Raw genomic sequence first — 25,816 nt, forward strand, 5'->3', positions numbered from 1 at the left:
GCTCTGGTCCCTCGACCGCGACCCGCCCGCCCTGCTCGTCCCGGGCGCGCGCGTGCGGTTCACCGCGATCCGCGCGCGCATCGAGGTCCCGGTGGGGACGCCGCCGCGCCCGCCCGCGCCGCGCGCGGGCCGGGGGCTCGTCGTGCGGGAGACGGGGCTGCAGAGCCTCGTCGAGGACCTCGGGCGGCCGGGGCGCGCCGCGATCGGCGTCACCCGGTCGGGCGCCGCGGATCGCGGTGCGCTGCGGCAGGCCAATCGGCTCGTGGGCAACCCCGCCGGGGCCGCGGGGATCGAGAACGCCGGGGGCGGGATGGAACTCGTCGCCGCGGGGGAACAGGTGGTCGCCGTGACCGGCGCTGAGGCCGCTCTCGTCGTCGAATCGCCGGACGGGCGATGGCGCACCGTCGAGCGCGGTCGTCCCTTCGCTCTCGACGACGGTGACCTCCTCGAGGTCGGCCCGGTGACGGCGGGCCTGCGCGTCGTCGTCGCCGTGCGGGGCGGTGTCGACGTCCCCGCGGTACTCGGCAGCCGCAGCACGGACGTCCTCGCGCACCTCGGGCCCGCGCCGGTCGCCGCCGGCGACGTGCTGCCCGTCGGCCGCGCGCCGCGCACCGTCGTCGGGGAGCCCGAAGCGCTGCCCACCCTCCCGGACGGGAGCAGCCCGACGGTGCTCGACGTTGTTCCCGGGCCCGACGCGGACCTGTTCCCCGACGGCGCCTGGGCGCACCTTCTCGACGAGTCGTGGGAGGTCACGCCGCAGAGCGACCGTGTTGGCGTCCGGCTCGCCGGTACACCGCTCGCGCGCGCCGACGGCGAGGTGCAGAGTCAGGCGCTCGTGCCCGGCGCGATCCAGGTCCCTCCGTCCGGCGAGCCGGTCGTCTTCGTCGTCGACCACCCGACGACCGGCGGCTATCCGGTACTCGCCGTCGTGGCGGAGCACCACCTGGACCGGCTCGCGCAGCTGCCGCTCGGATCGTCGGTGCGGTTCGCGGCGACGGACGCGACGTCCGATGGGTGAGTGAAAGCGCCGGTCCGCAGCGCCGGGATGTGGTTACGTCGGGTCACGAGCGGTTCCGGAAGCACCGCTCGGTCGACTCGGAGCACCACCGGAAGGACCCATGAGGAAAAACGCAGCTCGACGGACCATCGGCGTCGTCGCAGGCCTCGCGGCCGCAACCCTGATCGCTGCGGGGTGCGGGAACAGCGGCCCGAGCGAGGACGTGGCCGCCACCTCGGCGGCGGTGGCGTCGACGACGTCCGCAGCGGCGGCGTCCGGCGGGGCGTCGACAGGGCCGTCCGCGGCGTCGTCCTCCGCCGCGGCGTCCCGCGCCTCCACTGTGGCCGGCTCCTCGGCGAAGGCTCAGCCCGGCGCGGTGAAGGTCAAGGGGGCCGACGGCAGCGAGGTGACGCTGACCGGCCCGATCGCCGCGAAGTACTCGGCCGCGACGCAGGCGCAGCGCACCGCGCTGGGCGTGGTCCTGACGGGCGATCACAACGCCGGGACCCGCGACAGCGGCGTGATCTTCCAGCAGTTCAAGGGCGGCGTCATCACCGCGAAGAACGCCGCCGCCGGCACCCCCGCATACATCACCTGGGGCCGGATCCGGGACGCGTGGAACATCGAGCGCGGCCCGGACGGCACGCCCTCCCCGAGCGGGGCGAACGGTTCCGCGGGGCCGCTGGGCGCCGTGACCAGCGACGAGACCACGTCGGGCGCGGTCAAGCAGACCACTTTCGAACACGGGAAGATCACCTTCAACACCCAGACCAAGAAGGTCGAGGTCACCGTCAACGGCAAGGTGGTCCCGGCCGGGCTGTAGGAGGCGCCGGCGCCGACGTGCTCAGCGGGCCAGGACGCCGGTCGCGAGCCGCTCGGCCGTCTCGGCGACGGTGCGCCGCCACGTCGCGGGATCGACGGCGCGCGTCCCGGATCCGCCCGCGAAGGCGCTGGAGACGACGAGGTCGGGTTCGAGGCCGCCGAGCACCTCCAGGCTGGCGAGCAACTGCTCCCCGTCGCTCATGCCGGGGATGTAACCGGCGTTCCACCGCCCGTCCGCGCCCCGGTACAGGGTGTCGCCGGTGAACAGGTAGCGCGCACCGTCGGACCCGGTGACGACGAAGGACGTGCTCCCGGGCGTGTGCCCGGGGGTCGGGATGATCTCGACGCCGTTCGCGTCGACGGTCCGCTCGGCGAGGAGGACGCCCGGGGTGGCGTGCTCGGCGATGCCGTCGAGGTCCCGCTCCGGCGCGTGCAGGACGACGCCGAAGCGCTCGGCGATCGCGCCCAGCATCGGGCCCGCCTCGTCCTGGTGGCTGAGGTACTGGTGGGCGACGCCGCCGCGCTCGGCGATGTCTCCGAAGTCGGCGTCGTCGCCGGGGGAGTAGAACAGGACGTTCCCGCCGGTCCGGGGCGTCCAGAGGTAGGCGTGGGTCGTGAGTCCCGGGAACGGGGAGTAGGTCGGGGTCTCGAGCAGGTCGGGCCGGATCGTGGTGAGCATCGGATGTCCTCTCGTCGGGTGTCTTCGACGCTAGGACCTCAATAATGATTCAGGTCAAGGCCGGTTCCGGCGTCGGGCGTAGGAGCGCCCGCCACGCGGTCATGAGCAGGGCGATCCCCAGGGCGCAGCGCCACCACAGGAACGGGTCGATCGCCGCCCGCTCCGTGCCGCCCGCGCCGAGGGGGTTCGCCCACGGGATGATCAGGGCGGCCAGCCCGGAGACCGCGATGCAGGCGACTGTGATCGCGGCGACCCGGGCGCGCGAACGGAGCAGCAGGAGTGCGGCGAGCGTCATCAGCGCCATCCCGGTCACGTGCTCGACGTACGCCGCGATCGGATGGACGATGATGCGCGACTGCGGCCCGCCCGGGAACTCGCCCGCGCTCCCGGGGAAGAGGCCCACGCATGCCAGTGCGACGCCGTTGACCGTCGCGAGGGCGACGGCGGCGGTGTCCCAGCGGCGGGGGAGGAGCGGGCCCAGTGCGATCGCGGCCGCGATTCCGAGCGCGCCGACCGCCACGAACGTGATGTTCATGAGCGGGTGCCAGGGCGAGCAGACGAAGCGGTCCGAGACCGCCAGGCCGCCGTCGCGGCTGAGGTCGCCGAGGCACTCGGGAACGCCCAGGTCGCTGATCATGTTGTGGGACCAGCTGTACGGGCGGGCCCACTGTCGCGCGACGATCAGCTCGGCGAGGAAGTAGATCAGCGTGGCGGTCAGTAGTGCTCCGGCCAGCACGGTGCGCCGTGTGCTCAGCGCGTCGACCGGCCGGGCCTGAGGGAGTGCTTCGATCGTTAGCTGCATTCAGTATGTCTACGCGAACTCGGCGCTGCACGCTGTGGTGTGCATCTCGCTCGCGGCGTACGGTCGGAAGCATGGCGAAGAAGAACCCGGGGCCGTCCGTGAAGGACGGTGAACTGTACGAAGAGCTCCGCGACAAGGGGGACTCGAAGGAGAAGGCGGCGCGGATCGCGAACGCCGCCGCGAACCGGGGTCGGTCCGCGGTCGGCGCCGCCGGCGGTCGCTCTCGCCCCTACGAGGAGTGGACCGTCGAGGAACTCAGGGCGAGGGCGAAGGAGCTCGGCCTCTCGGGCTACTCGTCGAAGCGCAAGGCGTCCCTGATCGCAGACCTGCGCGACCACTGAGAGCCGCGGCCCTCAGCGCCGATCACTCGGCCGTCGCGGGCTCCGCCGCCCGGCCGGCGCGCGATCGGACGTCGAGCGCGAGGACCAGCTCGACGACCGGGCGATGATGGGCGGTGATCACGTCGAGGACGGGGTTGATGAGCCCGCGCAGGAGGCTGTAGCCGGTCCAGCGGGCGGGCGCGATCGTTCGCGCGGCCCGGCGCTCGATTCCGCGGACGGTACTCTCCCCGGCCTGCTCCGGCGTGATCCGGGCGGTCAGGAACGAGGGCAGCAGGTCGGTCACCGCGGAGGCGAGCGGATCCTCGTCGAATCCGACCTTGACCATGTGGGTGTCGACGAAGCCGTAGTAGACGACGCCGGCCGTCGCGCCGTAGGGCGCGAGCTCGACGCGCAGCGCGCGCCCGAGCTGCTCGACGCCGGCCTTCGCCACCGCGTAGGGGGAGACGCCGACGCCGTTGACGAAGGCGTACACCGAGGACGTGAGCAGGAGGTGTCCGCCGGTCTTCAGGACGTGCGGCATCGCGGCCAGCACCGTGTTGTAGACGCCGTGCAGGTTGACGGCGAGCACCCGGTCGAACTCCTCGGGGGCCATGCCCTGCACCGTCGCCCCGCGCGGTGCGATGCCCGCGTTCGCGACCACCACGTCGATCGCGCCGAAGCGATCGGCGACGGCCGTGAACGCGTCGGCGAGCCCGGCGCGGTCGGTGACGTCGGCCGCGAGGCCGATCGCGCCGTCGCCGATCTCAGCGGCGGCGGCGTCGACGTCCTCCTGTCGGAGGTCGAGCACGGCGACCCGGGCGCCGCGCGCCGCGGCGGCTTTCGCGGTCCCGAGGCCGATGCCGCGCGCGGCTCCGGTGATGACGACGGTCCGGCCGGCGAGGTCGAGGTTCATGTGCGGTTCTCCTTGGTGGTGGTTCGTCAGCCCGCGAAGGCGTAGTCGGTGAGGGGGAAGCGGCGACTGTGCCACGCCGCCTCGACGGTCGTGGAGGCCCGGAACGGGACGTCGCCCTGCTTGGTGAAGTAGTAGCTGTTGGCGCCCGCGCAGCTGGGATTCGAGAACACCTGCAGCGGTCCGCGGGCCAGGATCGAGTTCATGTACGACTCCTGGGCGGCCGTCGTGACCTCGGCGGTGGTCGCGGCGCGGCGCCGGGCCTCTTCGAGCACCCGGACGATGTGCGCGGCGCTGTTCTCGACCAGGGTGAAGAACGAGGATCCGTTGTACCCGTAGGGCCCGAAGACGGTGAAGAAGTTCGGGAAGCCCGCCGTCGCGACGCCCTGGTACGAGTGGAATCGTCCCTCTTCCCAGTGCTCGGCGAGGTCGGTGCCGTCGGCGGCGGTCAGCCGGTACGTCGGGAGCGCGTCGCGGTCGGTGACCTTGAAGCCGGTCGCGAGGATGAGCACGTCGAGCGGGTGCTCCACGCCGTCGGCGGTGCGGATCCCGGCTGGCGTGACGGCCTCGATCGACGTGGTCTCGAGCACGACGTTCTCGCGGTTGAAGGTCGAGAGGTACGAGTTGTGGAAGCTCGGCCGCTTGCAGCCGAGCGCGTAGGTGGGCGTGAGCTTCTCGCGCGTCGCGGGATCGGAGACCTGCGTCCGGATGTAGTTGCGCGCCGCGACCTCGAGGACGTCGGTGCCGGGGATCCACTTGTGGAAGTGGGCGAGTACGGGGAAGGTGGCCTCCACGAACGCTTGGCTGGCGAGCCGGGCCGCCTGCCGGACGCCGGGGATCGCGGCCAGGCCGGTGCGGCCGACGCGGCCGAGCGGGAAGTCGGGCTTGGGGAGGCACCAGATCGGGGTGCGCTGGAAGACGGTGAGTCGCTCGGTCGCGGGGGCGATCTCGGGAATGACCTGCACGGCGGTGGCACCGGTGCCGATGATGCCGACACGCTTGCCCGCCGTCGTGACGTCGTGGTTCCACCGGCTCGTGTGCATCGTCTCGCCCTCGAAGGAGTCGATGCCGTCGATCTCGGGGAGCTTCGGCTGGCTCAGCGGGCCGCCCGCGTGGATCAGCCAGCGGGCCGTGATCTCGCCCGTGCTGGTCGCGATCGTCCAGCGAGCGGTCGCCTCGTCGAAGGACGCGGCATGGACGCGCGTGCCGAACCGGAGGCGCGGCGCGAGGTCGTACTCGTCGACGATCTGCTCGGCGTAGGCGCGCAGTTCCCGTCCGGGCGCGTAGCTGCGCGACCACGTCGAGCGCTGCGCGAAGGAGAACTGGTAGCTGAACGACGGGATGTCGACGGCGACGCCGGGGTAGGTGTTCCAGTGCCACGTGCCGCCGGGACCCGCGGCATCGTCGACGAGGAGCACGTCGTCGAATCCCGCCCGGGTCAGGGCGATCGCGGTGCCGAGGCCGGAGAACCCGGCGCCGACGATGACGACCTCGTGGTGCGGAGCGAGGGGGAGCGGTGCATCGGGCACGTCGGACGCCTCATTTCAGATACAGTCAGTATTCGAATACGGACTGTATCCCGATAGGATGGCCGGATGCAACGATTGTCGAGAGCGGAGGCTCAGGTCCGGACGCGCGAGCTGATCGTGGCGTCGGCGACCGAACTGTTCCTCCGCGACGGGTTCACGGCGACCTCGCTGGAGGCGGTCGCGGCCCACGCCGGGTTCACCCGGGGCGCGGTGTACTCGAACTTCGCGGGCAAGGTCGCGCTGGGGAGTGCAGTGATCGACGCGCTGTACGAGCGCGAGACCGACCGGGTTCTGGCGCTGGCCGAGGCCGCGCGGGCCGACGGGCTCGCCGCGGTGATCGCCTCCGTCGACGCGTGGGGGCGGACGATCGTGGGGGACCGGGCGTGGTTCCGGCTCGAGATGGCGGTCGCCGCGACCAATGCGGAGGACGGTGGCCAGATGGCGGCGACGGCGTCGCGCTACGAGCGCATCCGCGCGGCGACCGCGACGCTGGTCAAAGAGCTGGAGGCCGCGCACGGGTTGGAGCTCCCGGTGGACGCCGAGACCTTGGCTCTCGGGCTGTTCAGCCTGATCCTCGGGCTCGGCATGCAGCGCGCGACCGATCCGTCGGTGTCGACGGACGTCGTGGCGGTCTTCGTTCAGCGGCTGCTGGGGGAATAGCGGAGGAGGACGACGCCGCTGTCGAAGCGCCGCTGGTCGAGCAGATCCAGGCCGACGCGCATCCCGGTGGGGAGTCCGGGCTTGCCGCCGCCCACGACGATCGGCAGGACGTACAGCTGCACCTCGTCGATCAGGCCGGCCGCGAACGCCTGGGCGGCGAGGTCGGCGCCGCCGATGAGGAGGTCACGGTCGGCGGCGGCCTTCAGCGCGCGCACCTGCTCGGCATCGAAGGCCCGCTCGATCCGGGTGTTCGCGGTCGACGGTGCCGTCAGGCTCGTCGAGTAGACGAACTTGGCCGGCGCCTGCCAGGCCGTAGCGAACGCGGCCGCCGCGGGGGACCGTCCGGCGAGCGCGGGATCGGTCTCCCAGACCGCCATCATCTCGTAGAGGCGCCGCCCGTAGAGCAGCGTGCCGGCGGACCGCATCAGCTCGGTGTGCGCGGCGAAGACGTCGTCGTCGCCGGGTAGCCAGTCGAAGCGGCCGTCCGCGTCCTCGATGTAGCCGTCGAGCGAGACGTTCGTCGGATAGATCAATTCGGCCATGTGCCGCCTCCGTATCGTCGTGGGCCGTGTGTCCGCGTGGCGAGTCGACGGGCTAGCAGCAGGTAGCGAGGACGCCGCGGAGGGCCTCGAGCGCTCCGGCTTCCGCACGGTGAAAGACGTTGATGCCGCGACGTTCCGAGCTGACCAGCCCGGCCTTCTTGAGTTGGCCGAGGTGGTGGCTGACGGTCGCCGGAGACAGGTTCACGAGGTCGGCGAGGTCGCCCGTGCTCACGGCGCCCGGACGGGCGCCCATGAGGATCGAGATCAATTGGATCCGCGCGGGGTCGGCGAGTGCCTTGAGGCGCAGAGCCAGCTCGAGCGCCGCATCGGCGTCCATCGCCCCGGCGGCCAGCGGGGCGCAGCAGATGGGGGTGCTGATGTCGACCACGGGGAGCGTCTTGGGCATACGCCCTAATCTACCTACTCGTTGACATATGTCAAAGGGTCGTCTAGAACTGAACGCGCAACAGTTAGATGTATGTCGAATTATCGGAGGTTCTCATGTCCCGCGTCCAGCTCGCCCTCAACGTCGACGACCTCGATCAGTCGATCGCGTTCTACACCACGCTGTTCAGCACCGGACCGGCGAAGGTCAAGCCCGGCTACGCCAACTTCGCCATCGCCGAGCCGCCGCTCAAGCTGGTGCTGCTGGAGAACCCCGGACAGGGCGGCAGCATCAATCATCTCGGTATCGAGGTCGATTCCAGTGAGAAGGTGCACGCGGAGATCGCGCGTCTCACCGAGGGGCAGCTGTTCACCGAGGAGGAGATCGGCGCGACCTGTTGTTTCGCCACCCAGGACAAGGTCTGGGTCACGGCCCCCGACGCCGAGCGCTGGGAGGTCTACACGGTCCTCGCCGACGCCGAGACCTTCGACGGCGCCCCGGTTCCGGAGGTGGCGCCGGCGGCCGGCACGCCGACGGCGGCCTGCTGTGCTCCGGCGTCGTCGAACTGCTGCTGATCGTTCGAGGATTGTCTCTGGAATCGATATCTGTCAATATCGATGTGTGTCGAATCCACTTCCGCTCGCCGACGTGACCGTGCGGTGCTCGCCGCTGGTCCGTGAGCCACTGTCGGAGGGGCAGTCCGCCGACCTCGCGACGGTGTTCAAAGCCCTGGCCGACCCGATACGGCTGCGCCTGTTCAGCCTGATCGCCAGCCATGAGGGTGGCGAGGCGTGCGTGTGCGACATCTCGCCGGCGGTGGACGTCTCGCAACCGACGATCTCGCATCACCTCAAGGTCCTCAAGACCGCGGGCCTGGTGGGATCCGAGCGCCGTGGCTCGTGGGTGTACTACCGGGTCGTCCCGGAGGTCCTGTCGTCGCTCGCCGGCGCTCTGCAGTCCACCGGGTCCGGTGCCCCGGTCGAGGCGCTCGCGTGACGGGTACCGCGCCGACCGTCGGGCACCAGCCGGTCGTCGGCAAGCTCTCCACCCTCGACCGATTCCTGCCGGTGTGGATCGGCGTCGCCATGGTCGTCGGCCTGCTGCTCGGCCGGATGATCCCGGGCCTGAACACCGCGCTGGAGAAGATCCAGGTCGACGGTGTTTCCCTGCCGATCGCACTCGGGCTGCTGATCATGATGTACCCGGTGCTGGCGAAGGTCCGCTACGACCGCCTCGACACCGTGACCGGCGACCGCAAGCTGCTGCTCGGTTCGTTGCTGTTGAACTGGGTCCTCGGACCTGCGCTGATGTTCGCCCTCGCGTGGATCTTCCTGCCCGACCTGCCCGAGTACCGCACCGGGCTGATCATCGTCGGTCTGGCGCGCTGCATCGCGATGGTGATCATCTGGAACGACCTGGCGTGCGGCGATCGGGAGGCGGCGGCGGTGCTCGTCGCGCTGAACTCGGTGTTCCAGGTGATCATGTTCGCGGTTCTCGGCTGGTTCTACCTGTCGATCCTGCCCGGCTGGCTCGGCCTGGAGCAGACGACGATCAGTACCTCGCCCTGGCAGATCGCGAAGTCGGTGCTGATCTTCCTCGGCATCCCGCTGCTCGCGGGCTACCTGTCGCGCCGGATCGGGGAGAAGGCCAAGGGCCGCGACTGGTACGAATCGACGTTCCTGCCCAGGATCGGGCCGTGGGCGCTCTACGGGCTGCTGTTCACGATCGTCGTCCTGTTCGCGCTGCAGGGGGAGCAGATCACTTCCCGCCCGTGGGACGTCGCGCGGATCGCGCTGCCGCTCCTGGTGTACTTCGCCGTGATGTGGGGCGGCGGGTACCTGCTCGGCGCCGCAATGGGGCTCGGCTACGAGCGCACCACCACGCTGGCCTTCACCGCGGCGGGCAACAACTTCGAGCTCGCGATCGCCGTCGCGATCGCCACCTACGGCGCGACCTCCGGCCAGGCGCTGGCCGGCGTCGTCGGGCCGCTCATCGAGGTCCCGGTGCTCGTCGGGCTCGTGTACGTCTCCCTGGCGCTCCGGAGGCGATTCCCCCCGAGTCCGCCGGCCGGCGGGACCGCAGTCGACCAGTCCAGGAGTGTGAACTGATGCCCGACAACGACACCAACACGCCGAGCGTGCTGTTCGTGTGCGTGAAGAACGGTGGCAAGTCCCAGATGGCCGCCGGACTGATGCGCAAGACCGCGAGCGATGCCGTCGAAGTCCACTCGGCGGGGACGGAGCCGGGCAGCGCGGTCAACGGCCTGTCCGCCGAATCCCTGGCCGAGGTCGGCGTCGACATCACCGGCGAGACGCCGAAGCCCATCGATCCAGTAGTGCTCGCGCGCGTGGATCTGGTGGTCATCCTCGGTCGCGAGGCGACCGTTGAACCGCCCGCGGGGGTACGTCTGGTCACGTGGGATACCGACGAGCCTTCCGAGCGGGGCATCGACGGCATCGAGCGGATGCGCCTGGTCCGCGACGACATCGCCGCCCGGGTCGAGGCTCTGTGGGCCGAACTCCTGGAGCCCGGCGGGGGTCCGTTCGATCGTCCGTAGGTCGAGCGGACGGCGAGTGGACGGGGCGTTCCGGAATTCCGTTGCCGTCACCCCGTGCCTCGGGTCAGGATCGCACGCGTGGCAATCGATTGGAATGCAGAGATCCGTGCGCAGATCGAGGTTCACTGGGCCCGGCAGTTGCGCGTGCGCTGGACCGGCTCGACGGTGCGTACGGGGCTTGGATCTGCGGGGTCGAGGAACTCGGACTCGGCGGTCTCGCGGCTCCTGCGGGACCGCCGGGTGACATGTTCGCCGAGTGGTCCACGCTGGCGGTCGTGCTCCACACCCAGCGGGAACTGATTCACCACGGTGCGGAGATCGCACTGCTGCGTGACCTGTTTCGCACCAGCCTGGGGGATGGCGGCAGGCAGTGAGGCCTCAACGCTCGACGGCGTAATACCAACGCTCGTAATGTCATAATGTAGATTATCGGCGAATCGGGGTGGTTCAGCCAAGCGCCCGACGATTCGATCCGTTGCGCGCCGGCGCGGGTCCACCGGCAATGGTGAGCTCGTCCACACGCTACGTGTGTCGGCCCGCGCCTTATCTGGACGACTGGACCCATCGTCCGCTCACATGCCGCGAGCTCGTCCCATTGGCTTCGTTGGCCGACTGCCGTCTTAGCGACGTGGCGCCGGTGTCGGCTGCGGTGATCCCGGGCTGGCCTCTGGCTGTCGTCGCCCGTCGCTCGCCTCGAGCTCGCGACGGCGCACCCGGTGATGCCGCGGCGTCACTCTCTATTACCCCGGCCCAGCGACGCACCGGCGCCACACGCGATTACGTCACTGTGACGTAAATACGTGCAGCGGGCCCGCGTCGGGTTCGAGCCTTCGTTCGGCGTCGCTCCGAGAACTTCTCAACAATGGCGGAAATGGACACTCGACCGTGCCTATTGCAATAGCAAGCCCTTCTCTCCTAGTCTTGTGGCGCACGTTGAACCGCGGACGAATGGGGAATTCGTTCGTGTGGGCAAGGAGGAATTATGGGTAGGCATAGCCATGAGGAAGTCGTGGCCGCTCCGCGGGGAGATGTTTCCCTTGAAGAGACCGTGCAGTTCCGCCTCCCCGGCCTCAGTCTCGACCGTCCGACCTCCGCGCTGGCCAGTTCCGATACGCGCCAGATGGCCATAGATTCAATTTCACGCATGATCGATTTGATTGACATGATCGACAATGCGCCGGATCCTCGGGCGGCCCGGCGCGCCGCGCACCGCGGCTCGCTCGTGAACTTCCGTCAGATCGCCACGGCCGGTAACCGATTCGCGCATGCCGCGGCGACCCGCATGCGGCACCCCATCGGCGGTCGACACCGGCTCACAGGAGAATCTGCCGACGACACGCGGTCTCCTGCGGGGAACAGTAACCATCGGTGGTCGGATAACGCTATTGTTAACACCATGACCAATGATGACCTCTCCGTCCTCAAGCGCGCTCAAGAACTCGTCCGCAAGCACGACGAGGAGCAGCGCGCACAGCGAGTCGAGCGTGAAGGCCGGGTGCGCCAGACCGGTTCGCTGATCGCGACCTACAGCGCCGACTGTGCGCTCCGCCTCGCGGAGCTGCTGGACTTCTCCACGAAGGACGGCCCCGCCGACAAGATCAAGTGGCAGCTCTCCAGCTCCGGCGAGAAGCTGATCTCGTTCAACCCCGAGGACAACGACCTCATGGTCGACATGCATCGCATGCCGATGCTGGTCACCAACGTCGAGGGCTACACCGTGGGCGTGCAGCACCTGCTGGGTACCGACGTCTACGCCTTCGGCCTCACCGACGGTGGGGACAACTGGAGCGGCTTCGAGGACCTCGAGGGCTTCGGTCGCGCCACCCTCACCCCGGGCAACCGCTACAAGTGGGGCGAGGTCTCGCTCTCCCAGTACAACGAGTGACATACTCCCCCGTCCGCTGAGCCGAGCACACCTGCAAGGGGTGCTCGGCTCTTCTCTTCGACGGGGTCCCGCGCCGATACGCCGGTACGCTGGTGCGGTTGCCGTACGAGGTCATCAGGAGCGTCCATGCCGCAGTCCGTCCCGCACGCCGCCGACAGCCACGAGAGGATCCGCGTCCACGGGGCGCGCGAGAACAATCTCAAGGACGTCAGCATCGAACTCCCCAAGCGCCGGCTGACGGTGTTCACGGGCGTCTCCGGATCCGGCAAGAGCTCACTCGTCTTCAGCACCATCGCCGCGGAGTCGCAGCGGCTGATCAACGAGACCTACAGCGCTTTCGTGCAGGGGTTCATGCCGACGCTCGCGCGGCCCGACGTCGACGTCCTCGACGGCCTGACCACCGCGATCATCGTCGGACAGGAGCGCATGGGCTCCGACCCGCGCTCCACGGTGGGCACCGCCACCGATGCCAACGCCATGCTGCGGATCCTGTTCAGCCGGCTCGGCGACCCGCACATCGGCTCCCCGCAGGCCTACTCCTTCAACGTCGCCTCGGTCAGCGGCGCCGGCGCCGTCAAGCACGACAAGGGCGGCCGCGAGGTCAAGGAGAAGGTCAGCTTCAGCATCACGGGCGGCATGTGTCCGCGGTGCGAGGGCCGGGGCAGCGTCACGGACATCGACCTCACCGCCCTCTACGACGACAGCAAGTCCCTCGACGACGGCCCGTTCACCATTCCCGGCTACAGCATGGACGGTTGGCAGGGCCGCATCTACCGCGGCAGCGGCTTCTTCGACACCGCCAAGCCCATCGCGAAGTACACCAAGCGCGAACTGAACGACCTGCTCTACAAGGAGCCGACCAAGATCAAGGTCGAGGGGATCAACCTCACGTACGAGGGCATCATCCCCAAGATCCAGAAGTCGTTCCTGTCGAAGGACGTCGAGGCGATGCAGCCGCACATCCGCGCTTTCGTCGAGCGCGCCGTCGCGTTCAGCACCTGTCCCGAGTGCGACGGCACCCGGCTCTCGGAGCTCGCGCGGTCCTCGAAGATCGGCGGCACGTCCATCGCCGACTGCTGCGCGATGCAGATCAACGAACTCGCCGAGTGGATCCGCACCGTCGATGATCCATCGGTGGCGCCGCTGATCGAGAACCTCCAGCAGACCCTCGACTCCTTCGTCGAGATCGGCCTCGGCTACCTGTCCCTGGACCGCCCCGCGGGGACGCTCTCGGGTGGCGAGGCCCAGCGCACCAAGATGATCCGGCACCTCAACAGCTCGCTCACCGACATCACCTACGTCTTCGACGAGCCCACCATCGGCCTGCACCCGCACGACATCGCGCGCATGAACGGCCTGCTGCTGCGCCTGCGCGACAAGGGCAACACCGTCCTCGTCGTCGAGCACAAGCCCGAGGCCATCGCGATCGCCGACCACGTCGTCGACCTCGGTCCGAGGGCCGGCACCGCGGGCGGCGAGATCGTCTTCGAGGGCACCGTCGACGGCCTGCGCGCCGCTGACACGCTCACCGGGCGGCACCTCGACGACCGGGCCCGCCTCAAGGACGGCGTGCGGTCACCGTCGGGCGTGCTCGAGGTGCGCGGCGCGACCGAGCACAACCTGCAGGAGGTCGACGTCGACGTGCCGCTCGGCGTGCTCGTCGTGGTCACCGGCGTCGCGGGCTCGGGCAAGAGCTCGCTCATCCACGGCTCGATCAGCCCGCGGGAGGGCGTCGTCACCGTCGACCAGACCCCGATCAAGGGCAGCCGGCGTAGCAACCCCGCCACGTACACCGGCCTGCTGGACCACATCCGCAAGGCCTTCGCCAAGGCCAACGGTGTCAAGCCGGCCCTGTTCAGCGCCAATTCCGAGGGTGCCTGCCCCGCCTGCAACGGCGCGGGCGTCATCTACACCGACCTCGGCATCATGGCCGGCGTCTCCACCACCTGTGAGGAGTGCGAGGGGCGACGGTTCCAGGCCGCCGTGCTCGAGTACCACTTCGGCGGGAAGAACATCAGCGAGGTGCTCAGCATGCCCGTCGCCGAGGCGCTCGAGTTCTTCGGCACCGGCGAGGCGAAGATCCCGGCCGCGCACAAGATCCTCGGCCACCTCGACGACGTGGGGCTGGGCTACGTCGGGCTCGGACAGCCGCTCACCACGCTGTCGGGCGGCGAGCGCCAGCGGCTCAAGCTCGCGACGCACATGGGCGACAAGGGCGGCGTCCTCGTCCTCGACGAGCCCACCACGGGCCTCCATCTCGCCGACGTCGAACAACTCCTCGGCCTGCTCGACCGCCTCGTCGACGGGGGCAAGTCGGTCATCGTGATCGAGCATCATCAGGCAGTGATGGCCCACGGCGACTGGATCATCGACATCGGCCCGGGTGCCGGGCACGACGGTGGCCGGGTCGTCTTCGAGGGGACCCCGTCGGACCTGGTGGCGGGACGTTCGTCCCTGACGGGAGAGCATCTGGCCACGTACATCGGGGGCTGACGTCCCCGTCGGCGGTCCGCTGACAGCGAGTCCACAGCGCGTTCGCATACGATCGCTGGCGTGTCCACCATCGAGACTGCCGCACCGGCCACCGAGAACCGTCGTACCACCGGAATCCTGCTGCTCGTGACCGGCGTGCTGGGGCTGTTGGCCTCGGCGATGCTGACCATCGACAAGATCAAGCTGCTCGAGGACCCGAACTTCGTCCCCGGATGCAGCTTCGACCCGACGATCTCGTGCGGCTCGGTGATGCAGTCCTGGCAGGGATCGGTGTTCGGCTTCCCCAACCCGCTGATCGGCATCGCGGCGTTCTCGGTGGTGATCGTCGCAGGCGTGCTCGCCGCGGGCGGCGTCGAACTCCCCCGGTGGTTCTGGACCGGGCTCGCGATCGGCGCCGCCGCCGGCGTCGCTCTGGTGATCTTCCTGATCTACTCGAGCCTGTTCGTGATCCACGCGCTGTGCCTGTGGTGCATGCTCGTCTGGACGATCATGCCCATCGTGCTCGCGACCGCCGTGGCCGCCGCGCTCGGCCCGAAGGCCACCCAGCAGGTCAAGCAGGGGCTCGCCGCCCTGGTGCTGCTCTGGTACATCGTCGTGCTCACGCTGATCGCGGTGCAGTTCTGGGACTACTGGAGCAGCAAGTTCTAAATCAGTTCCAGGTGTCCTCGAGCATGCGCGGCTTGCACGCCTGGTAGGCGCCGAGGCCGAGCACCACGAGGCAGGCGAACAGCATCATGAACGGCGCGGTCCAGCCGTGCGTCGCCTCGTGCAGCAGGCCGAAGCCGAGCGGGCCGGCGCACGCCGCGAGGTAGCCCACGCCCTGCATGAAGCCGGACAGTGCGGCCGATCCGGCGCCCGTGCGGGTGCGCAGGTTGACCAGCGTCAGCGCCATCGGGAAGGTCGTCGGGCCGAGCCCCAGCGCGATCACCCAGACCCAGGTCAGGGTCATCGGCGCGAACAGCAGGCCCAGGAAGCCCACGACGAAGCAGCCGAGGAACACGATCACCAGCGGGAACGGGTTCACCATCCGGGTGCAGAGGCCGGGCACGATCAGCGTCGCCAGGAAGCCGACGCCGGAGAACAGCGCGACCATGTTGCCGCCGAGCGCGGCACTGCCGCCGGAGTCCGAGAGGATCGTCGGGATCCAGGTGAACATCGCGTAGGTGTTCAGCGAGGTCATGCCGAACATCGCGGCCGCGCCCCAGGCCAGCGGGGAGCGCCAGATCCGGCCCGTCGGCTCCGACGGTGCCTCCCCGGTCACGTCCTCCACGTCGTGGCCGCGCCGGGCCAGGACGATGCCGAGCCAGGGCAGGAACGCGGCGATCGGGATGATCGCCCAGATCGCGAGCGAGACGCGCCAGCCGTAGGCGTCCGCGACCGGGACCGCGGTGAGCGCGGGCACCATCGTGCCGAGCTGGACGCAGGTGAGGTACGCGGTGCTGAGCACGGCGACGTTGTCCGAGAAGTAGCGCTTGACCAGGGGCGGCAGCACGACGTTGCCGATGCCCATGCCGATCAGCGCGAGGCACGAGAACGCCAGCAGGCCGAGCGTGCCGCCCATCAGGGAGCGCACGCCGATGCCGATCGCGGTCGCGACGACGGCCACCAGCGTCGTGCGCTCGAGGCCGATCCGGCTCGTCAGGAACGGCGTCACGATGCCCGCCGCGGCGAACATCGCGGTGGGCAGCATGCCGAAGACGCCGATGATCGTCGCGCCGAAGTGGAGGTCCTCGCTGATCCGCGTGAGCAGCGGCGTGAGCGATGTGACCGCGGTCCGCAGCGTCAGCGCGAACAGCACGATCGCGAGCAGTACGAGCAGCCGCCCCTGCTTCACGGATCGCACCATGGTCTGGTCGGCCTCCTGCGGCTCGGTCGCGATGCTGGTCATTCGCCCTCCTTACGGTCGACACAAATCATAGGATGAATGGATGTATGACGGCAAGACGGTTTCCGTCCGGATAGGATGACTGTGATGCAACCGGTACGCAGGCAGACCTTGATAGCGCAGGTCACAGAACAGCTCCGCGGCGAGATCGCCAGCGGACGATGGCCCGTGGGCGGGCGCATACCCACGGAGACCGAGCTCCGCGAGCTCACCGGCACGGCGCGCAACACCGTTCGCGAGGCGGTGCAGGCGCTCGTGCACGCCGGCATGCTGGAGCGGCGCCAGGGGTCGGGCACGTACGTACTCTCCGCCTGCGCCACCTCCACGCTGGGTGACTACTTCTCCGCCGCGCGCGACACCGACCTGCTCGAGCTTCGCGAGGCGCTCGAGGTGACCGCGGCCGGGCTCGCCGCGGAGCGCCGCGACGACGACGACGTCACCGAGCTGCGCCGCCTCCTCGAGGCCCGGAACCGGCTCTGGGCGCCCGAGCAGGTCGCATCCGGCGCCGAGCGGGAGGCCATCGCGGCGGATCTCGCGATGCACCGCGGCGTGGTCGCCGCCAGTCACAACACGATCTACCTCGAGTTCTACGACTCGCTGGTGCCCGTCCTGCAGGAGCACCTCCAGGAGTTCCCCGTCGGATTCGCCACGTCGTACGAGTGCGCGCACATCGCGGTCATCGACGCCGTGGCCGCCGGCGATGCGTCGGCCGCCCGCGCCGCCGCCCGCGAGCTCCTCGCCGAGGTGCGGCTCCGCGAACGCTGACCAATACCCCACTGGGGTATTATTCGGGCCGTGCGGACGATGCGGAGCGGATGGACGGCGGCCACCACGGCCGTGCTCCTCGCGCTCGCCGTCCTCCTGATGCACCTCGGCATGCCTCCCATGTCGATGCCCGCGGCGTCCGCGTCGACGACGCACCACGGCGCGCCCCGCGATTCCGCGACTGAGCGCACCACGATGGACCGGGCCGATCACGGCACCTCGGTGCAGAAGCAGACCGTCGATGCGGTCCACGACCACGAGTCGCACGACTGCGTCGGCACCGTCGTCGTGCACAAGACCGTCGGCGCGCCACCGCTCGTCGCGGTCCTCCCCCTCGCCGACGGTGCCGCCCGCGCCACTCCGGCGGATCACGCCGCCGTCGCGCGCGGTCCGCCGTCCTGGACGGTCTTCGACCTCGCCCAACTCTGCGTTCTCCGAGTCTGATCGACGCCCGCGCGCGGCCGCCCGGCCGCGGCGCGCTGAGCCGACCCATCAGAAGACTCCGAGACCCGTAGAGGGAACAACCATGACCGTTTCACGTATCCGTATCGCCACCATGCTGTCCGCCGTCGCCGTCGGTGCGTCCCTGATCGGCGCGTGCACCACCGGCGCGTCGACCGAGACCGCCGCGTCGAGCACCACCGCCACCGGCGCCGCCGACCACGCCGGCCACAGCATGGGCTCGTCGGCCCCGTCGAGCAGTGCGGTCACCGCGCAGTTCAACGACGCCGACGTCGACTTCGCCACGATGATGTACCCGCACCACGCCCAGGCCGTCGAGATGGCCAAGCTCGTCGAGGGCAAGGGGGCACGCCCGGAGGTCGTCGAGCTCGCCGCCGAGGTCCAGGGCGCGCAGCAGCCCGAGATGGACGCTTTCACCCGCCTGCTCGCGCAGTGGGGCAAGCCCGCCCCCAACGCCACCATGGAGCACGCCATGGACGGGATGATGACGCCCGCGCAGATGGAGAGGCTCGGCACCCTCCGCGGCGCCGAGTTCGACCGCGAGTGGCTCACGATGATGATCGCCCACCACAAGGGCGCCATCGCCATGGCCGACACCGAGCTCGCGAAGGGCGTCAATCCGGAGAACCGGAAGCTCGCCGAGCAGATCAAGAGCGGCCAGCAGGCGGAGATCGCCCGCATGGAGAAGCTCCTGGCATAGCCGACAGCGGCGTCGTCACGGCCGTCGCCCGCGATCAGCGGGCGGCGGCCGTCGCGCTGGACGGCGGGGCCGCTGTCGCCCTCCCGTGAGATCCGACGAAATCATTCCACCGGAACGATTTTCGGGCACAATCAGCAGCGCACCGACGACCCACGTCATTGCTTCGAGAAAGCGAGCAACTGATGACAGCGAGGCATGCCCTCCGCAAGCCCCGGCCGATCGCACTCGCGGCGGCGGGAACAGGTCTCGCGGGCGTGCTCGCCCTCACCGGCGGCGGTGCGGATTTCCTCGCGCAGGTCGCGGCCAAGACGATCATCGTCGTCGGCGGGGCCAGCGATCCGACCGGCAAGGACCAGTGGGCCCGGATCGGGCGCGACTACACCGGCCCCGCGCCGGTCTTCGTCCAGCACCCCGCCGTCTTCGGCATCGGCTTCCCCGGCTTCGCCCTCAGCAGCGACGGCAAGCACACCTACGCGCAGTCGAACGACATCGGCGCGGCGGCCACCGTCGACGCGATCACCGCGGCGAAGCAGGACCCGAACGAGGAGGTCGTGATCTACACGATCTCCCAGGGCGCCGACGTCGTGGGCCTCGCGGTGCTGCGGTACGGAAAGGATCACCCGCTGCCGTCCGGCGGGTCCGCGGGAATCACCGTCATCGAGCAGGGCAGCCCGAGCTTCATCCGCTCCGGTGCGTGGAACCTGATTCCCGCGGGGATCCCGGGTCTCCACAACGGCCCCGTCCGCAACGACGGCGCGTCCGGCGCGACGGTGGTCAGCATCTGCGTCAAGGGCGATTTCGGCTGCGGGATGGGCGTCAACCCCCTGATCGCCGCGTTCTACTTCCCGCCGGGCTTCCTGATGCACGGCACCGTTTACACCGCGGAGAACATCGGCCGCTACTCCCCGACCACCGGCGAGGCCTTCACGCCGGGATCAACTCCCGAGACGCCCGTCGGCACCCGCACCGAGACCCGCAACGGCAACACCGTCACCGTCGAGACCTACGCGAACGGCACCGTCAAGCGGACGTGGACCGAGGACAACACGACGTGGGTGTCGATCGACACGGGCGAGAATCCGTGGGGTTGGATGCTGCGCCGCAACGGCATCGACGTGCCGAAGGAGTTCGACCAGCTCCTGAACGCACTGATTCCGGTGCCCGAGCCCGGTGACTCCGGCCTGATTCCCGGACTGCCCGTCTCCTCGCCGGACGACCGGGCCGCGTCGCCCGCACGGCACGGCGCCGCACGGCCCGACGCGGTCACCGTCGCCGAGCTGGTCGCGAGCAGCGAGCTCATGACGACGCCCGCGGTCGAGCCGGTGGCGCCGACGGAGCAGGCGACGGCCGCGGTGCCCGCACCGTCGACTCCCCCGACCGAGCCGGGCGCGACGCCGGAGCCGGTCACCGGTGGCTCGGTCCCGTCGACCCCCTCGGACCCGCCGGCCGAGACCCCCGCGCCCGAGGCCCCGTCCACCGAGGTCGCACCGTCGGAGACCCCGGCGCCCGAGGTCTCCGAGCCCGACGCGACCGAGCAGGCCACGAGCGCCGCGGCGGAGACCGCCGCCTAGCCGTAGACCTCGTCGTACAGGGCGACGATCTCGGCGGCGTCGGGGACGCGCGGGTTGTTGCCGGGCGAGCCCGACGCCAGGGCCTGCTCCGCCATGAGTGGGGCCAGCTCGTCCCACCGCGCCTTGTCGATGCCGTACGCGCGCGGCGTGGGCACCGCCAGGTTGGCGCAGAGCTGCTCGATCTCGCCGACGAGCGCCTGTGCGAGGGCCTGGTCGGAGTCGCCCGCCAGCCCGTACGCCCGGGCGCAGTCCGCGTAGCGGGCCGGCGCCGCGCCGACGGAGAAGCGCATCACCGCGGGCAGCAGCATCGCGTTCGACAGTCCGTGCGCCACATGGAAATGCGCCCCGATCGGCCGGCTCATGCCGTGCACGAGCGCGACCGAGCTGTTCGAGAAGGCGACACCGGCCTGCGTGGCGGCGAGCATCATCGCCTCGCGGGCCGGGCGGTCGGCACCGTCGGCGTAGACGGCCCGGATGTTGGCGGAGATCGTCGAGATCGCGGTGAGGGCGAAGCCGTCGGCGAACGGATTCGCCTTGCGGCTGACGTACGCCTCGATCGCGTGGGTGAGGGCGTCCACGCCGGTGTCCGCCGTGAGCCGCGCGGGCATCGACAGGGTGAGCTCGTAGTCGACGATCGCCGCGACCGGCAGGAACGCCGGCCCCGGGCAGAGCATCTTCTCGTCGCTGGCGCTGTCGGTGATGATGCTGAACTGCGTGGCCTCGCTGCCGCTGCCGGCCGTCGTCGGGATCGCGATCACCGGGAGCGCGGGCCCGACGGTGACCGTCGGGGCCTTGTAGTCCCGCATCGTGCCGCCGCCCGCGGCGAGCACCGCGAGGGCCTTCGCCGTGTCCAGGGGGCTGCCGCCGCCGAGTCCGATGACGCAGTCCGCGCCGTGCTCGCGGACAACGGCGAGGCCGGGCGCGAGCGAATCGGTGGTCGGGTCGGGCACCGTGCGGTCGAAAACCGACACCTCGCAGCCGGCGTCGGTCAGGGCCGCGACCAGCCGCGCGACGGTGCCCTGCGCGGAGAGGAAGGCGTCCGTCACGACCACCGGTCGGGAGAAGCCGAGGTCCCGGACCAGGCGGCCGGAGTCGGCGAGTGCGCCCCCTCCGACCGCGAGCCGACGGGGAAGTCCTATCTGCGCTGCAGTCATGCCACGAACGTACCTAGACTCCTTCCCATGGCTGAGCAGATCGGTGAAGGCACACACGAATTCGAGCCGCACCACGCCGCGATCGGGGACCGTCTCAACTGGCTGCGGGCGGGCGTGCTCGGCGCGAACGACGGGCTGATCTCGACGGCGGGCATCGTCATCGGCGTGGCCGCGGCCACCGGCGAGTCCTCGGCGATCCTCACCGCGGGCATCGCGGGCCTCACCGCGGGTGCGGTGTCGATGGCGCTCGGCGAGTACGTCTCGGTGAGCACGCAGCGCGACACCGAGGTCGCGCTCATCGCCAAGGAGAAGGCCGAGCTCAAGGAGATGCCCGACGACGAGTTCGCCGAGCTGGAGCAGATCTACCGGCAGAAGGGGCTCTCCCCCACGACGGCGCGCCTCGTCGCCGAGGAGCTCACGGCGAACGACCCGCTGCAGGCGCACCTCGACGCCGAGCTCGGCATCGACGAGGAGAACCTCACAAGTCCGGTCGCGGCGGCGTTGTCCTCGGCCGTCTCGTTCAGCGTGGGCGCGAGCATCCCGATCCTGGCCTCGCTCATCGAGGGGCAGCGGATCCTCGCCATCGTGCTGGCCGTGCTGGTGGGGCTCGCGCTCACCGGCTACGTCTCCGCGCGGCTGGGCGACGCGGACGTCCGGCGCGCGACGGCTCGCGTCGTGATCGGCGGCCTCATCGCGATGGCCGTCACCTACGCCGTGGGTAAGCTCCTCGGCACCACTGGAATCGCCTGAGGAGGCCGCGAGTGATCGCTCGGTTCGCAGACAAGACGCCCCGCATCGCCGAGACGGCGTGGGTGGCCGAGACCGCCACCGTCGTGGGCGACGTGGAGCTCGGGCCGGGCGTCGGGGTGTTCTACAGCGCCGTGGTCCGCGGCGACACGACGCCCATCGTCATCGGCGAGAACAGCAACGTCCAGGACGGCGTGGCGATGCACGCCGACCCGGGCTTCCCGCTGACCGTCGGCGAGCGGGTGTCCATCGGACACAACGCCGTGGTGCACGGCTGCACCGTCGGCGACGACGTGCTCATCGGGATGGGCGCGGTCGTGCTCAACGGCGCGGTGATCGGCGCCGGCAGCCTGATCGCCGCCAACGCGCTGGTCCCCCAGGGGATGGAGGTGCCGCCCGGCTCGATGGTCGCGGGGGTGCCCGCCAAGGTGCGGCGCGAGCTGTCCGAGGACGAGCGCGCCGGGATCACCGCGAACGCGGCCGGCTACCAGTTCCTCACGCAGGCCCACGCGACGCAGACCGGACCGGCGTAGCTCGGACCCGTCGGGCCGAGGCCGGGCGACTCAGAGTCCGGACCACACCATCGTCGCGCCGGAGTGCCCGGCGGCGATCACGCCCCAGATGCACGCGGCGGCGGCGACCGTCGACAGCACGCCCAACACGACGGACCCCGCGCGACCGGACAGCACCGTCGCCCCGGAGGCGCGGGAGGCGACCGCCGGGCTGGACCCGGCCCACACCAGGACCGCGACGACGAGCAACGCCAGCGACCACAGGAACGTGGCCGTCCCCTGGGTCTCGTGGCCCGCGATCTGCTCGCGCATCCCCTCCATCGACGGGCGCTGCTCCAGCTTCTCCCCCGACTCCTTCGCGAGGTAGCACGCCAGCGCCGCGACCAGCGCCAACACGGGCAATCCGACGCCCAACCGGGCGCGGGCCGAGGGCCACCACGCGGCGACGACGAGGGCCAGCGCGGCGAGTGGCAACAGGACCACCGCGGCATGGACCAACAGCGGATGACTCGGAATTCCCGCGATCTCGGTGAGCACGCATCAATGCTGGCAGAGTGGACCCTGTGATGCAGACAACTCAGCCAACCTTCTGCCCCACGCGGCGCGCGGTGCTCGCGGCCCTTCCCGGTATCGCGATCCTGCCCGTCGCGGTGGCCTGTGGAACGACCTCGAAGACCGACGACTCCTCGTCGGGCTCCACTCCAGCGAACGACACCTCGTCGAACGGCACCTCCGGCGGCGGCACGGCGCCGGGCGGCGGCGCCCGGATCCCCGTTGCCCAGGTGCCCGTCGGGAGCGCCGTGGTGATCGCGGGCGCGAAGCCCTACGTGGTCGCCCAGCCCACCGACGGAGCGTTCGTCGCCTTCGACGCCGCGTGCACCCATCAGGGCGTGACCGTGGCGGCGCAGGACGGCCTGTCCCTGCAGTGCCCGGCGCACGGGAGCAAGTTCAACGGCGGCACGGGCGCGGTCGAGGGCGGGCCCGCGAAAACGGCGCTGGCCTCGGTCCCCGTGCGCCGCGACGGGGAGAACCTCGTCGTCGGGTGACGCCGGGGTGATAGACGTAGACCCGCAAGCTACCGCGTTGTAGCATGGCGGGAACGTTATTGAATTGGTCTCAGTAGGCAGCCACCGCCGGGACCGTCACCACTTCGACGAGGAGACTCCCGTGGCCAATCCCGAGGCGATCTACAAGGACGTGCTCATCGTGGGCGCCGGTCTCGCCGGCATCGACACCGCCTACCGCGTGTCGAACGAGGTCCCGCACTTCAGCTACGCCGTTCTCGAGCAGCGCGCCGAGATGGGCGGCACCTGGGACCTGTTCAAGTACCCCGGTATCCGCTCCGATTCCGACATCTTCAGCCTCAGCTACCCCTTCCTCCCGTGGAAGGGCACCAACCGCCTCGCCAGCGGCCCGGAGATCAAGGCCTACATCGAAGAGGCCGCCGCGAAGTTCGGCATCACCAAGAACATCAGCTTCAACACCAAGGTCGGCACCGTCGACTTCGACTCGCGTACCGACCTGTGGTCCGTCACGGCGGAGCGCGACGGCGAGCAGGTCGTGTACCAGTCGCGCTTCCTCGTGGCGTGCACCGGCTACTACAACTACGAGGCGGGCTACGAGCCGCCCTTCCCCGGCGTGGACCGGTTCCAGGGCCAGATCGTGCACCCGCAGCACTGGCCCGAGGACCTCGACTACAAGGACAAGAAGGTCGTGGTCATCGGGTCCGGCGCCACCGCCATCACCCTGATCCCGTCGATGGCCGACGACGTCGAGCACATCACCATGCTGCAGCGCTCCCCCACGTACGTGCTGCCGGTCCCCAACGCCGACCCGCTGACGATGTTCGGCGCGAAGGTGCTCCCGGCGACCGTCTCGCACAACATCACGCGCAACGTGAACGCCGTGATCAACGTCGGCCAGTACGTCCTCGCACGGTCGTTCCCGAAGACCTCGCGCAAGTTCCTGCGCAAGCTCAACCAGGCCATGCTGCCCGAGGGCTACGACGTGGACGTCCACTTCAAGCCGAAGTACGAGCCCTGGGACCAGCGCCTCTGCGTCGTCCCGAACGGCGACCTGTTCAAGACGATCAAGGACGGCAAGGCCGAGGTGGTCACCGACACCATCGAGACCTTCACCGAGAAGGGCATCCGCCTGACCTCGGGCCGCGAGCTCGAGGCCGACATCGTGATCACCGCGACCGGCCTGCAGCTGCTGGCCTTCGGCGGCGTCGAGGTCAACGTCGACGGCGCCCCGATCAAGCCCAACGACAAGTTCGCGTACAACGGCTACATGCTCGAGGGCGTGCCGAACTTCGCGTTCATCATCGGCTACACCAACAACTCGTGGACGCTGCGCGCCGACATCTCGGCCCGCGGCATCGCGCGCCTGCTCAACCACATGGTGGTCAAGGGCTACACGCACGTCGAGCCGCAGGTCGGCGGCAAGGTGCTGACCGAGCACCCCGCGCTCGACCTGAGCTCGGGCTACGTGCAGCGGTCGCCCGACGCGATGCCCAAGGCCGCCACGGAGCAGCCGTGGATGATCCGGCACAACTTCGTGCTGGACTCGCTGGACTACCAGCGCTCGCGCGTCGACGCCCCCGAGCTGAAGTTCGGCACCGTCGCGGCGGCGTCGAAGGCCGGCGTCTGATCGCCTGACCCGGAACCGAGAGAACCCGCCCCCTCCAGAGGGGGCGGGTTCATTCGTCGTGTGCGGGCCGGGAGGCCCTCCGGGAAGGGGCCTACGAGCCCTGCACGTAGGTGCCGCCGACGGTGTTGCGCACCACGATCGGCGAGCCGATCGGGAAGTTGTCGTAGAAGTACTTGCCGTTGGCCGTGCTCACGTTGAGGCAGCCGTGGCTCACGTTGGAGACGCCCTGCTGGTTCACCGACCACGGGGCGGCGTGCACGAAGATGCCGCTCCAGGACATGCGCGTGGCGTACTCGACGTAGGTGCGGTAGCCCTCCGGCGAGTCGACCGGCACGCCGTACGTGGACGAGTCCATGTACATGTCGCGCTTCTTCTCCATGGTGTAGTACGTGCCGTTCGGCGTGGGGTGCTTGTTGGTGCCGAAGGACGTCGGCATGGTCTTGACGACCTCGCCGTCGTGCCACACGGTGATCTGCTTGGTGTTGTCGTCCGCGAGGGCGACCCAGCCGGTCTTGGTCGCGACGGGAGGCTCCGGCGAGGCCGCGACGGTCGTGCTCGTCTCGGTGGCGCCCGAGGGCGTGGACGGGCCGGTGGGCCGCGGCGTGGCCGGGCGCGGGGTGGTCGGGCGCGACGGGGTGGTGGGCGCTGCGCCCGCGACGGCCGCGGAGGCCGTCGCGGCGACGATCGCCGCTGCGGCGCCCGCGCCCAGGCGTGCGAAGCCGCGCCGGTCGACGCCGGTGGGACCGAGGTTCCGGTCAGTCATCGTTGTTCCTCCTGCGGTATCAAG

At 70.1% G+C, this 25,816-nt stretch carries 29 protein-coding genes; 19 read left to right on the forward strand and 10 right to left on the reverse strand.

Annotated elements, in window-relative coordinates; all coding sequences use genetic code 11:
- A partial coding sequence (locus LB823_RS10795) for a biotin-dependent carboxyltransferase family protein (RefSeq protein WP_308011439.1) occupies positions 1-1,018 on the forward strand: 1,018 nt, incomplete at its 5' end.
- Positions 1,019-1,118: 100 nt separating this feature from the next.
- Complete coding sequence (locus tag LB823_RS10800) at positions 1,119-1,820, forward strand: LGFP repeat-containing protein (RefSeq protein WP_224647075.1); 702 nt, start codon at positions 1,119-1,121, stop codon at positions 1,818-1,820.
- 21 nt (positions 1,821-1,841) lie between these two features.
- On the opposite strand, the gene LB823_RS10805 is transcribed toward LB823_RS10800, so the two are convergent.
- Complete coding sequence (locus LB823_RS10805; protein WP_224647076.1) at positions 1,842-2,498, reverse strand: MBL fold metallo-hydrolase; 657 nt, start codon at positions 2,496-2,498, stop codon at positions 1,842-1,844.
- Between the two features lie 49 nt (positions 2,499-2,547).
- Positions 2,548-3,300, reverse strand: a complete 753-nt coding sequence (locus tag LB823_RS10810; RefSeq protein WP_224647077.1) for a DUF998 domain-containing protein — start codon at positions 3,298-3,300, stop codon at positions 2,548-2,550.
- Positions 3,301-3,371: 71 nt separating this feature from the next.
- Between LB823_RS10810 and LB823_RS10815 the strand changes: the two genes are divergently transcribed.
- Positions 3,372-3,641: a Rho termination factor N-terminal domain-containing protein gene (locus LB823_RS10815; RefSeq protein WP_224647078.1), complete on the forward strand. Its 270-nt coding sequence runs from the start codon at positions 3,372-3,374 to the stop codon at positions 3,639-3,641.
- A gap of 22 nt (positions 3,642-3,663) precedes the next feature.
- On the opposite strand, the gene LB823_RS10820 is transcribed toward LB823_RS10815, so the two are convergent.
- Positions 3,664-4,533 carry a short-chain dehydrogenase/reductase gene (locus LB823_RS10820; protein WP_224647080.1) on the reverse strand — a complete coding sequence of 290 codons (870 nt, stop codon included), beginning with the start codon at positions 4,531-4,533 and terminating at the stop codon, positions 3,664-3,666.
- Between the two features lie 26 nt (positions 4,534-4,559).
- On the reverse strand, positions 4,560-6,059 hold the full coding sequence (locus tag LB823_RS10825) for an NAD(P)/FAD-dependent oxidoreductase (protein ID WP_224647081.1): 1,500 nt from the start codon (positions 6,057-6,059) through the stop codon (positions 4,560-4,562).
- 66 nt (positions 6,060-6,125) lie between these two features.
- On the opposite strand from LB823_RS10825, the gene LB823_RS10830 reads away from it, so the two are divergent.
- Positions 6,126-6,719: a TetR/AcrR family transcriptional regulator gene (locus LB823_RS10830; RefSeq protein WP_224647082.1), complete on the forward strand. Its 594-nt coding sequence runs from the start codon at positions 6,126-6,128 to the stop codon at positions 6,717-6,719.
- Here the strand turns inward: LB823_RS10830 and LB823_RS10835 are convergent.
- Positions 6,698-7,261 carry a dihydrofolate reductase family protein gene (locus LB823_RS10835; protein ID WP_224647083.1) on the reverse strand — a complete coding sequence of 188 codons (564 nt, stop codon included), beginning with the start codon at positions 7,259-7,261 and terminating at the stop codon, positions 6,698-6,700. The genes LB823_RS10830 and LB823_RS10835 overlap by 22 nt on opposite strands.
- Positions 7,262-7,313: 52 nt before the next feature.
- Positions 7,314-7,667, reverse strand: coding sequence for an Rv2640c family ArsR-like transcriptional regulator (locus tag LB823_RS10840; RefSeq protein WP_224647084.1), 354 nt, complete (start codon positions 7,665-7,667; stop codon positions 7,314-7,316).
- Positions 7,668-7,762: 95 nt separating this feature from the next.
- Here LB823_RS10840 and LB823_RS10845 point away from each other — a divergent pair, with 95 nt between their 5' ends.
- From LB823_RS10845 to LB823_RS10875, 7 genes are all read left to right on the forward strand, one after another.
- The gene (locus LB823_RS10845) at positions 7,763-8,221 is read left to right on the forward strand and encodes an ArsI/CadI family heavy metal resistance metalloenzyme (RefSeq protein WP_224647085.1); all 459 of its coding nucleotides are present in this window, start codon (positions 7,763-7,765) and stop codon (positions 8,219-8,221) included.
- 46 nt (positions 8,222-8,267) lie between these two features.
- Complete coding sequence (locus LB823_RS10850; RefSeq protein WP_224647086.1) at positions 8,268-8,642, forward strand: metalloregulator ArsR/SmtB family transcription factor; 375 nt, start codon at positions 8,268-8,270, stop codon at positions 8,640-8,642.
- On the forward strand, positions 8,639-9,754 hold the full coding sequence (gene arsB, locus LB823_RS10855) for an ACR3 family arsenite efflux transporter (protein ID WP_224647087.1): 1,116 nt from the start codon (positions 8,639-8,641) through the stop codon (positions 9,752-9,754). The genes LB823_RS10850 and arsB overlap by 4 nt, the downstream gene beginning before the upstream one ends.
- Positions 9,754-10,203 (forward strand): low molecular weight phosphatase family protein, encoded by a 450-nt coding sequence (locus LB823_RS10860; protein WP_224647088.1) that lies wholly within the window; start codon positions 9,754-9,756, stop codon positions 10,201-10,203. Before arsB ends, LB823_RS10860 begins: the two co-directional genes overlap by 1 nt.
- A gap of 1,396 nt (positions 10,204-11,599) precedes the next feature.
- Positions 11,600-12,088, forward strand: coding sequence for a hypothetical protein (locus tag LB823_RS10865; protein WP_224647089.1), 489 nt, complete (start codon positions 11,600-11,602; stop codon positions 12,086-12,088).
- A gap of 126 nt (positions 12,089-12,214) precedes the next feature.
- The gene (locus LB823_RS10870) at positions 12,215-14,581 is read left to right on the forward strand and encodes an excinuclease ABC subunit UvrA (protein ID WP_224647091.1); all 2,367 of its coding nucleotides are present in this window, start codon (positions 12,215-12,217) and stop codon (positions 14,579-14,581) included.
- Between the two features lie 60 nt (positions 14,582-14,641).
- Positions 14,642-15,229 (forward strand): vitamin K epoxide reductase family protein, encoded by a 588-nt coding sequence (locus LB823_RS10875; protein ID WP_224647092.1) that lies wholly within the window; start codon positions 14,642-14,644, stop codon positions 15,227-15,229.
- A 1-nt stretch (position 15,230) separates the two neighbouring features.
- Here the strand turns inward: LB823_RS10875 and LB823_RS10880 are convergent, their stop codons facing one another.
- A complete protein-coding gene (locus LB823_RS10880) occupies positions 15,231-16,469 on the reverse strand; it encodes a CynX/NimT family MFS transporter (protein ID WP_224647094.1) in 1,239 nt (412 codons plus the stop codon).
- Between the two features lie 84 nt (positions 16,470-16,553).
- Between LB823_RS10880 and LB823_RS10885 the strand changes: the two genes are divergently transcribed.
- The 4 genes from LB823_RS10885 (at position 16,554) to LB823_RS10900 (ending at position 19,964) form a co-directional block, all read left to right on the forward strand.
- Complete coding sequence (locus LB823_RS10885; protein ID WP_224647096.1) at positions 16,554-17,231, forward strand: FadR/GntR family transcriptional regulator; 678 nt, start codon at positions 16,554-16,556, stop codon at positions 17,229-17,231.
- Between the two features lie 39 nt (positions 17,232-17,270).
- Positions 17,271-17,675, forward strand: a complete 405-nt coding sequence (locus tag LB823_RS10890; RefSeq protein ID WP_224647188.1) for a DUF6153 family protein — start codon at positions 17,271-17,273, stop codon at positions 17,673-17,675.
- Between the two features lie 82 nt (positions 17,676-17,757).
- On the forward strand, positions 17,758-18,393 hold the full coding sequence (locus LB823_RS10895) for a DUF305 domain-containing protein (RefSeq protein WP_224647097.1): 636 nt from the start codon (positions 17,758-17,760) through the stop codon (positions 18,391-18,393).
- Positions 18,394-18,575: 182 nt separating this feature from the next.
- Positions 18,576-19,964, forward strand: coding sequence for a hypothetical protein (locus LB823_RS10900; RefSeq protein WP_224647099.1), 1,389 nt, complete (start codon positions 18,576-18,578; stop codon positions 19,962-19,964).
- On the opposite strand, the gene LB823_RS10905 is transcribed toward LB823_RS10900, so the two are convergent.
- Entirely contained in the window at positions 19,961-21,118 is a 1,158-nt protein-coding gene (locus LB823_RS10905) for an iron-containing alcohol dehydrogenase (protein ID WP_224647100.1), read from the reverse strand. The two genes, LB823_RS10900 and LB823_RS10905, sit on opposite strands and share 4 nt — an antisense overlap.
- Before the next feature lie 27 nt (positions 21,119-21,145).
- Between LB823_RS10905 and LB823_RS10910 the strand changes: the two genes are divergently transcribed.
- Positions 21,146-21,868, forward strand: coding sequence for a VIT family protein (locus tag LB823_RS10910; protein WP_224647101.1), 723 nt, complete (start codon positions 21,146-21,148; stop codon positions 21,866-21,868).
- An 11-nt stretch (positions 21,869-21,879) separates the two neighbouring features.
- The gene (locus LB823_RS10915; RefSeq protein WP_224647102.1) at positions 21,880-22,398 is read left to right on the forward strand and encodes a gamma carbonic anhydrase family protein; all 519 of its coding nucleotides are present in this window, start codon (positions 21,880-21,882) and stop codon (positions 22,396-22,398) included.
- 30 nt (positions 22,399-22,428) lie between these two features.
- On the opposite strand, the gene LB823_RS10920 is transcribed toward LB823_RS10915, so the two are convergent.
- A complete protein-coding gene (locus tag LB823_RS10920) occupies positions 22,429-22,914 on the reverse strand; it encodes a DUF2231 domain-containing protein (protein ID WP_224647104.1) in 486 nt (161 codons plus the stop codon).
- Between the two features lie 29 nt (positions 22,915-22,943).
- Here LB823_RS10920 and LB823_RS10925 point away from each other — a divergent pair, with 29 nt between their 5' ends.
- Entirely contained in the window at positions 22,944-23,423 is a 480-nt protein-coding gene (locus LB823_RS10925; RefSeq protein WP_224647189.1) for a Rieske (2Fe-2S) protein, read from the forward strand.
- A gap of 121 nt (positions 23,424-23,544) precedes the next feature.
- Positions 23,545-25,029 (forward strand): NAD(P)/FAD-dependent oxidoreductase, encoded by a 1,485-nt coding sequence (locus tag LB823_RS10930; RefSeq protein ID WP_224647106.1) that lies wholly within the window; start codon positions 23,545-23,547, stop codon positions 25,027-25,029.
- A 91-nt stretch (positions 25,030-25,120) separates the two neighbouring features.
- On the opposite strand, the gene LB823_RS10935 is transcribed toward LB823_RS10930, so the two are convergent.
- Complete coding sequence (locus LB823_RS10935) at positions 25,121-25,792, reverse strand: L,D-transpeptidase (protein WP_224647108.1); 672 nt, start codon at positions 25,790-25,792, stop codon at positions 25,121-25,123.
- Positions 25,793-25,816 lie beyond the last annotated feature (24 nt).

Origin of the sequence: Tsukamurella sp. M9C (genome assembly GCF_020169415.1) — a bacterium.
Lineage (GTDB): Bacteria > Actinomycetota > Actinomycetes > Mycobacteriales > Mycobacteriaceae > Tsukamurella.

Bases quoted from the DNA above. Each gene is read 5' to 3' on its own strand.
- LB823_RS10820 (WP_224647080.1), bottom strand. From the start codon at position 4,533: ATGAACCTCGACCTCGCCGGCCGGACCGTCGTCATCACCGGAGCCGCG.
- LB823_RS10835 (WP_224647083.1), bottom strand. From the start codon at position 7,261: ATGGCCGAATTGATCTATCCGACGAACGTCTCGCTCGACGGCTACATC.
- LB823_RS10890 (WP_224647188.1), top strand. From the start codon at position 17,271: ATGCGGAGCGGATGGACGGCGGCCACCACGGCCGTGCTCCTCGCGCTC.
- LB823_RS10880 (WP_224647094.1), bottom strand. From the start codon at position 16,469: ATGACCAGCATCGCGACCGAGCCGCAGGAGGCCGACCAGACCATGGTG.
- LB823_RS10845 (WP_224647085.1), top strand. From the start codon at position 7,763: ATGTCCCGCGTCCAGCTCGCCCTCAACGTCGACGACCTCGATCAGTCG.
- LB823_RS10810 (WP_224647077.1), bottom strand. From the start codon at position 3,300: ATGCAGCTAACGATCGAAGCACTCCCTCAGGCCCGGCCGGTCGACGCG.
- LB823_RS10910 (WP_224647101.1), top strand. From the start codon at position 21,146: ATGGCTGAGCAGATCGGTGAAGGCACACACGAATTCGAGCCGCACCAC.
- LB823_RS10900 (WP_224647099.1), top strand. From the start codon at position 18,576: ATGACAGCGAGGCATGCCCTCCGCAAGCCCCGGCCGATCGCACTCGCG.
- LB823_RS10870 (WP_224647091.1), top strand. From the start codon at position 12,215: ATGCCGCAGTCCGTCCCGCACGCCGCCGACAGCCACGAGAGGATCCGC.
- LB823_RS10815 (WP_224647078.1), top strand. From the start codon at position 3,372: ATGGCGAAGAAGAACCCGGGGCCGTCCGTGAAGGACGGTGAACTGTAC.
- LB823_RS10885 (WP_224647096.1), top strand. From the start codon at position 16,554: ATGCAACCGGTACGCAGGCAGACCTTGATAGCGCAGGTCACAGAACAG.
- LB823_RS10840 (WP_224647084.1), bottom strand. From the start codon at position 7,667: ATGCCCAAGACGCTCCCCGTGGTCGACATCAGCACCCCCATCTGCTGC.
- LB823_RS10800 (WP_224647075.1), top strand. From the start codon at position 1,119: ATGAGGAAAAACGCAGCTCGACGGACCATCGGCGTCGTCGCAGGCCTC.
- LB823_RS10860 (WP_224647088.1), top strand. From the start codon at position 9,754: ATGCCCGACAACGACACCAACACGCCGAGCGTGCTGTTCGTGTGCGTG.
- LB823_RS10935 (WP_224647108.1), bottom strand. From the start codon at position 25,792: ATGACTGACCGGAACCTCGGTCCCACCGGCGTCGACCGGCGCGGCTTC.
- LB823_RS10905 (WP_224647100.1), bottom strand. From the start codon at position 21,118: ATGACTGCAGCGCAGATAGGACTTCCCCGTCGGCTCGCGGTCGGAGGG.
- LB823_RS10925 (WP_224647189.1), top strand. From the start codon at position 22,944: ATGCAGACAACTCAGCCAACCTTCTGCCCCACGCGGCGCGCGGTGCTC.
- LB823_RS10895 (WP_224647097.1), top strand. From the start codon at position 17,758: ATGACCGTTTCACGTATCCGTATCGCCACCATGCTGTCCGCCGTCGCC.
- LB823_RS10805 (WP_224647076.1), bottom strand. From the start codon at position 2,498: ATGCTCACCACGATCCGGCCCGACCTGCTCGAGACCCCGACCTACTCC.
- LB823_RS10865 (WP_224647089.1), top strand. From the start codon at position 11,600: ATGACCAATGATGACCTCTCCGTCCTCAAGCGCGCTCAAGAACTCGTC.
- LB823_RS10830 (WP_224647082.1), top strand. From the start codon at position 6,126: ATGCAACGATTGTCGAGAGCGGAGGCTCAGGTCCGGACGCGCGAGCTG.